This window comes from Terriglobales bacterium (assembly GCA_035624475.1).
In the GTDB taxonomy this organism is placed as follows: Bacteria; Acidobacteriota; Terriglobia; order Terriglobales; family Acidobacteriaceae; genus DASPRL01.
Map to the genome: position 1 here is coordinate 1 of DASPRL010000242.1, position 5,819 is coordinate 5,819.

The following is a 5,819-nucleotide window of genomic DNA, read 5'->3' on the forward strand; positions in this document are numbered from 1 at the left end:
CTGCGGATGTCGCTGAACATGATGCTGAGTTCCTTCATCTCGCCGCCCGGACGCAGCAGTGCCTTGGGGTCCTTCTCGATCATCCTGATCACGCCCGGCGAGACATAGGCGCCGAAGGAGCGCCGGATCTTGCGCTTCTCCCGCTCCTCGAAGATCATGCGGAAGCTGGTGATGGCGGCGTAGTTCACCACCAGCACCGCCGCCGGCACCACGAAGCTCAGCCACATCCCCCAGCGCGCGAAGGCCCAGTACACCGCTGCCCCGAAGCCCCCCAGCGCCAGCAGCAGCGAGAGGGTGGAGTACAGCGGCTTGATGCGCCCGAACAGGAAGCCCATCCCCAGCCCGAAGGCCAGCAGGAAGGCGAGGTCGATCATCTCCTCGCGGTCGCCGCGGGTGAGGAAGCCGCGCCCCCGCTCCCCGTTGTGCAAGAGGTTGTCCACGACGTTGGCGTGGATCTCCACTCCCATGTAGTCGTGGCTCTGGTAGGGAGTGTTGCGCAGGTCGCCGATGCCCAGCGCGGTCGCGCCCACCAACACGATCTTCCCCTGGAAGGTCTTCTCCGGGACCTTGCCGTCGAGGACGTCCACCATGGAGTACTGCGGATAGCTGCGGAAGGGCCCGGCGTAGTTGATGAGGGCGGTGCCGTCGTACCGCGGCCACAACGTCTGGGGGCCGTACTGCAGCCGCTCCAGCCCGCTCTCCGTCAGGTAGCCGACGATGTCCTGGTCGGGGATCTGCTGGTACTGCCGCCAGGTCTCCAGCGGCAGCGAGGGATACCACTCGAACTCCTGGTAGCGGATCAGCAGCAGCGCGCGGCGGTAGGTGCCGTCCGGGTCCGGCTCTTCGGTGAAAAAGCCGTAGGAGCGCGCCGCGTCGGCCAGCAGCCCGATGTTCGGCTCCACGCTCTGGGCCACGAAGCAACACGCTTTCCAAGTCTCCGCGAGGTTGAATCCGCGGCCCTGCTTGCCCTTCACCGGCTGCATCTTCGGGAAGGGCTTGCCCCACAGGATGTTGTAGTAGGCCTCGGCCGCCTTGGGGTCCACGTCGCCGGCGCGGCTGGCATCCAGGAACAGGTGCCCCAGCACCACGTTGCCCGCCTTCTGGATGGACTGGGCGAAGAGGGCGTCGTTGTCGCTGGAGCGCTCGATGGCCCGGATCCTCGCCTTCACCTCGGGGGTGAGCTGCGGCCCGCTCTCCGCCTCCAGCTTCTTGAGGGCCTCCACCGCCGAGTTCTTCTCCGGGGTGGGGAAATCGGCGTCGAAGGCGATGATGGCGGCCCCGCCCGCGCTCAGCCGGTCCACCAGCTTGGCGTAGTAGTTGCGCGCGATGGGGAAGGCGCCCACCTGGCGCAGCGTCTTCTCGTCCAGCCCCACGATGGCGATGCGCGGGTCCACTGCCCGCGGGCCGCGCGCCTGGAAGCGCATGTCCAGAGAGCGCAGTTCGATGTTCTGCAGGAAGGTGAAGCCGGCGCGCGAGTTGCCGCCCACGTTGACGAAGCTGAACAGCGCCAGCCCCGCCGCCGTGACCACCAGGGCCAGCAGGAACTCCACCCGCCGCAGCGGCACCCGGCGCAGCATCCGCGAGGCGAGTTGGCGCAGCTTCTTCATCGGGCGCAGGCCGTGGAGCGGGCTGGCAGGCCGCCGGAAATCCTGACCGGCGAGAGCGCGGCGCCATCTTACAACGCCGCTGCCCGCGGAATCGAGGCGGAAACTCCCTCCGCCGGCGTCTCGTCCCGGCGTTATAATGCAGGTGGACGAACTGGCCGGCAGCTCTTTTTCAATCTGTCTCGCCGCCAGGACACGGACCCAGCCCGCCCTGGCTCGCCTCTCCGCCCGCAACTCCGAAGGAGGCCCCCATGTTTGCCCGCATGGTGGAATGTTCGGTGAAACCCGGAAAGCTCCACGAATTCAACCTGATCATCCGCAATGATCTGATCCTCAACCTGCGCCGGCAGCCCGGCTTTATCGATGTGGTCAATCTGGTGGCCGCCACCGAGCCCGATCACGCCGTGATCCTGAGCCTGTGGCGCCGCCAGGAGGACGCGGAGCGCTATCACCGCGAGCAGTTCTCCCAGGTCCTGAACCGCATCGATCACCTGCTCAAGGCGACCCCCGACGTGCGCACCTTCCACGTCGACGTCTCGACCGTGCACAAGGTCGCCGTGGCCGCGTGAGGAGCAGGCGCCGGCCGCCGGCGAGGTCGGTTGGGTGGACTGCTGAACGCTGAGTGCTGAGTACTGCTGACGCTAGGGGCCTGTCGTCTGGGTTTCTCAGATCACCCGATCACCCGATGATCAGATGCCCTTCCCCCACTCCTCCCCGAACACCGTCCGCTCCATGGGAAAGCGCCCGCCGTAGGGTTTGTCCTCGCCCTTGCGCCGCCCGATGGCCAGCAGCGCCACCACCCGCACCGAGGCCGGGATCTTCAGCAGCTCCTTGACCTTGTCCTCGAAGAATCCTTCCATGGGCGCGGTATCGTAGCCCAGCGCTTCCGCCATCCACATCATGGTGGTCCAGGCGATGGTGGCATGGCGGTTGGCCCACACCCCCAGGTCGGGAGCGATGCCCCCGGCCGGACCCGGCGTCCCGCCCAGAAAGCTCGCGATGTTCTTGCGCGCCTGCTCCAGCGCGGCAGGCGTACCGTAGCCGTGCTCCAGCGCCAGCTTGCTCATCTCGTGCATGTCCTGGCGCCAGCCCTGGGTATCGCCGCAGGCCACGATGACCGCACCCGCTTCCTCCACCTTGGGCTGGCCCATGGCCGCGGCCCGCAGCTTCTTCTTCTGCTCGGGATCGCGCACCACCACGAAGCGCCAGGGCTGCAGGTTGTAGCCGCTGGGCGCCTCCAGTCCGGCCTGCAGGATCCTCTTCAGGTCCTCGTCGTGCACCGGGATGGGCTCGAAGCTGTTGGTCGCCCGCCGCTCCTTGATCACCTGGCTCAGGGACTTCTCGCCGGCTCGTTGTGCCATCGTCAGATCTCCTTTGTGACTCCCGTAAGATGCCGCGGGCGCTCGCCCGGGGACCGGAACCTGGGAACTGGTTACGGCCGCAGTTCCTTCCCTTGCACCACGGTGCCGTAGCTCCTCCCCGCCGGGTCCACGGCGCGCGCTCCCAGGGCGGCGAAGCCCTGCAGTAGCTCCGGATACTTAGCCGCCAGCGCGTGGATCACCGCCAGGTTGTCGGCGTAGGCCTTCCCCGTGTCGGAGACGTCGGCCACCTGGTAGTCGGCCACCAGGTCCAGGCCGGCGGCGGCGTCCTTCTGGTCCGGCACCGGGAACATTTGCGTGATCTTGAAGCTGCGCCCGCCTTCCGCGATCAGCTCGGCCGGCTCCTTGAGCGGCACTCCGGCGGGCGGAACCAGCCTCTGCTGCTCGTCGTCGAACTTGACCAGCTCGGCGGTGGTGATGAAGGGGAGCGGGCGCAGCAGGTCGCGCGCCAGCCCGTAGTAGAGCCAGGCGTTCAGGGTCTGCCCCTTGGCCTGGAAGGCCCGGCCTTGCTCCCAGAACCATTTGCCGTCGTGCTCGCCCAGGCGGGTGACGGTAAGGTACAGCCCTGCCAGCTTCCAGGCTCCCGTCATGGCCGGCTCCTGCTGCAGCACGAAGGCGGCCGCGTCCGCACCCTGCGGAGTACTGGCGTCCAGGATGGCGACCGCGTAGCGCCCCGGCGGCAGGTCGTTGAGCACGAAGACGACACTGTAAGGAGTAAGGCCCTCGGGCCCGAAGATGCCGCACAGGAACTCGGCGCGCGCCAGCGTGCCCGGGCCCGGGGCGTCGAGCAGGAAGGAAGAGCGCACGCTAGGCTGCGCGGCCTGCAGCTCAGCCGCGTGCTCCTTCACCGCGCTCTCGATGCCGCGGAAATTGCCGGCCACGCTGGCAATGGCATTCTGTTGCAGCGCGGCCGTGTTGCCCTGGGCCACGTAGGCGAAATACTGCCGCGCTGCCTGCTCCAGCCCCTGGCGGGTGGCCGCGTCCAGGTCGGAGGCGGTAGAGCAGGTCTGGCTCCAGCCCGGCGGCGCCAGCAGCAGGACCAGCGCGACTCCTGCCGCCCACGGCATCGCCCGCACCGCGCCGCCTCCGCTCATGCCCATCACCCCACCCTTCTGGATGCCTGCGTCCGCGGGAAGGATGTTTCTCCGCGCGGCTCCCTGACCGGTGCTAGAATCTGCCCAGAGCCTGAAGCCGCGCCCGATGTCGCGGCCGCTTACCTTCCCAATGGTACGCCTGACAAAGACCGTCCTCTCCGTGCTGCTGGCCTTTCTGTGCCTGGCGGAGCTGCCGGCCGCAGCCTCGCAGAAGCCGCGCTCCCACGCCAAGCCGAGCAAGGTCAAAGTCGAACCTGCCCTGCAACCAGCCGTCCCGCCACCGCCGCCCACGCCCCAGCAGCTTCCTCCCAGCCCGCCCCAGGTCAGCTACCGCGACGGCCTGCTCACCATCCACGCCCAGAACTCGACGTTGGCCGATATCCTGGCGGCGGTGCGCGCCCAGACCGGCGCCACCATCGACATGCCCGCGCAGGGCGGCAATGAGCGCGTCTTCTTCCACCAGGGACCGGGGCCGGCCCGCGACATCCTCGCCGCCCTGCTCCAGGGCTCCGCCTTCGACTACATCCTGCTAGGCTCGCTGGAGCGTCCTGGCGACCTGCAGCGCATCCTGCTTCTGCCCCGGCCCACCGGCGCCGAAACCACGGCGGCCGCCGGCCCGCCTCCCGCTCCGACGGTCGTGCCCAACCCCAACCCCGACCTCGACGAGAGCAACGAAGAGGGCGTCATCGACGAGAGCTCTCCCGCGCCGGAGCCGGCCGCTCCCGAGCCCGTCCTCCCTACCCCCAGCCCGCAGCCCAAGACCCCGGAGCAGTTGCTGGAAGAACTGCGCCAGCAGCAGCAGCGGCTGCAGCAGCAACAGCAGCAGCAACAACAGCAGAATCCGCCTCCCCAGCCTCCGGACTAGGGGCTGCGTAAGCGGGACGGGGGCCGCGACCGCCAGAAGGGCGGCAGCATTGTCGTCCGGAACCCGCATGAAGGGACCAAGATGGCGGGCGCGCAGCGAAGGTCAGTCGCCCGTCTGCTCCGCAGCCCGCGACGGCTTGGAAGCCCGCCGCGACTGTACCCGGAAAGCCTGCAGGATGCCCCAGATCACGGCGTAGCCCGCCGCGATCCCCAGGGCCAGGGAGAACAGGATGGTCAAGAAGAGCGTGATCGAAGCTGCTAGCGCGTGCACTCGGATCCCCGTGTCCTACTTCTTTTTCTCCGCATTCCAGATCGTCCGCGAGATGGCCCTTCCGCAGAAGGGGCAGAAGTTCATCAGGTAGAGGTTGGGCCGGCCCTCGGGCGAGCGCACCGCGTAATCCGAATCCACCTCGTTCAGGATGCGTCCGCTCATCTGCTGCTTGGGCTGGTTCACGATGGCCTCGCCCTCCACCGCCTCCTTCAGCATCTCGCAACAGTGCTCAATCATGACTGGCGCCGCGCCCCGCTCCAAGTTCCCATGGTACATGTCCTGCTGAGGTCTGAGGTCCGACGTCTGACGACTGTTATACGCTGCGTTGACCGGCCCCGTTGTTGACGATTAGGATACGGAGTAATGCTGCGCTCGGGCGCTGCCGGAGCCGCCAGGGAACCGGACTTTACCACAGGGAACCACACTTTTCGATGGCCATCAGTAAGATCTCGGTCCGGGGGGCGCGCCAGCACAACCTCAAGAACATCTCGGTCGAGATCCCGCGCAACACCCTGACCGTCATCACCGGCCTCTCCGGCTCGGGCAAGTCCTCGCTCGCCTTCGACACCATCTACGCCGAGGGCCAGCGCCGCTACGTCGAGACCCT

7 protein-coding genes are annotated in these 5,819 nt (G+C 67.8%); 2 read left to right on the plus strand and 5 right to left on the minus strand.

What is annotated here, in order from left to right; all coding sequences use genetic code 11:
* A partial coding sequence (locus tag VEG08_09945) for a CHASE2 domain-containing protein (protein ID HXZ28304.1) occupies positions 1-1,607 on the minus strand: 1,607 nt, incomplete at its 3' end.
* Between the two features lie 248 nt (positions 1,608-1,855).
* Here VEG08_09945 and VEG08_09950 point away from each other — a divergent pair.
* Positions 1,856-2,173, plus strand: coding sequence for an antibiotic biosynthesis monooxygenase (locus VEG08_09950; GenBank protein HXZ28305.1), 318 nt, complete (start codon positions 1,856-1,858; stop codon positions 2,171-2,173).
* Positions 2,174-2,293: 120 nt separating this feature from the next.
* Here the strand turns inward: VEG08_09950 and VEG08_09955 are convergent, their stop codons facing one another.
* Positions 2,294-2,965, minus strand: coding sequence for a nitroreductase family protein (locus VEG08_09955; protein HXZ28306.1), 672 nt, complete (start codon positions 2,963-2,965; stop codon positions 2,294-2,296).
* Between the two features lie 71 nt (positions 2,966-3,036).
* Complete coding sequence (locus VEG08_09960) at positions 3,037-4,083, minus strand: hypothetical protein (protein HXZ28307.1); 1,047 nt, start codon at positions 4,081-4,083, stop codon at positions 3,037-3,039.
* Positions 4,084-4,207: 124 nt separating this feature from the next.
* Here VEG08_09960 and VEG08_09965 point away from each other — a divergent pair, with 124 nt between their 5' ends.
* On the plus strand, positions 4,208-4,942 hold the full coding sequence (locus VEG08_09965; protein ID HXZ28308.1) for a hypothetical protein: 735 nt from the start codon (positions 4,208-4,210) through the stop codon (positions 4,940-4,942).
* A gap of 102 nt (positions 4,943-5,044) precedes the next feature.
* Here VEG08_09965 and VEG08_09970 read toward each other — a convergent pair whose 3' ends face one another.
* Positions 5,045-5,212 (minus strand): hypothetical protein, encoded by a 168-nt coding sequence (locus VEG08_09970; GenBank protein HXZ28309.1) that lies wholly within the window; start codon positions 5,210-5,212, stop codon positions 5,045-5,047.
* A gap of 15 nt (positions 5,213-5,227) precedes the next feature.
* The gene (locus tag VEG08_09975; protein ID HXZ28310.1) at positions 5,228-5,449 is read right to left on the minus strand and encodes a hypothetical protein; all 222 of its coding nucleotides are present in this window, start codon (positions 5,447-5,449) and stop codon (positions 5,228-5,230) included.
* Positions 5,450-5,819: the final 370 nt, after the last annotated feature.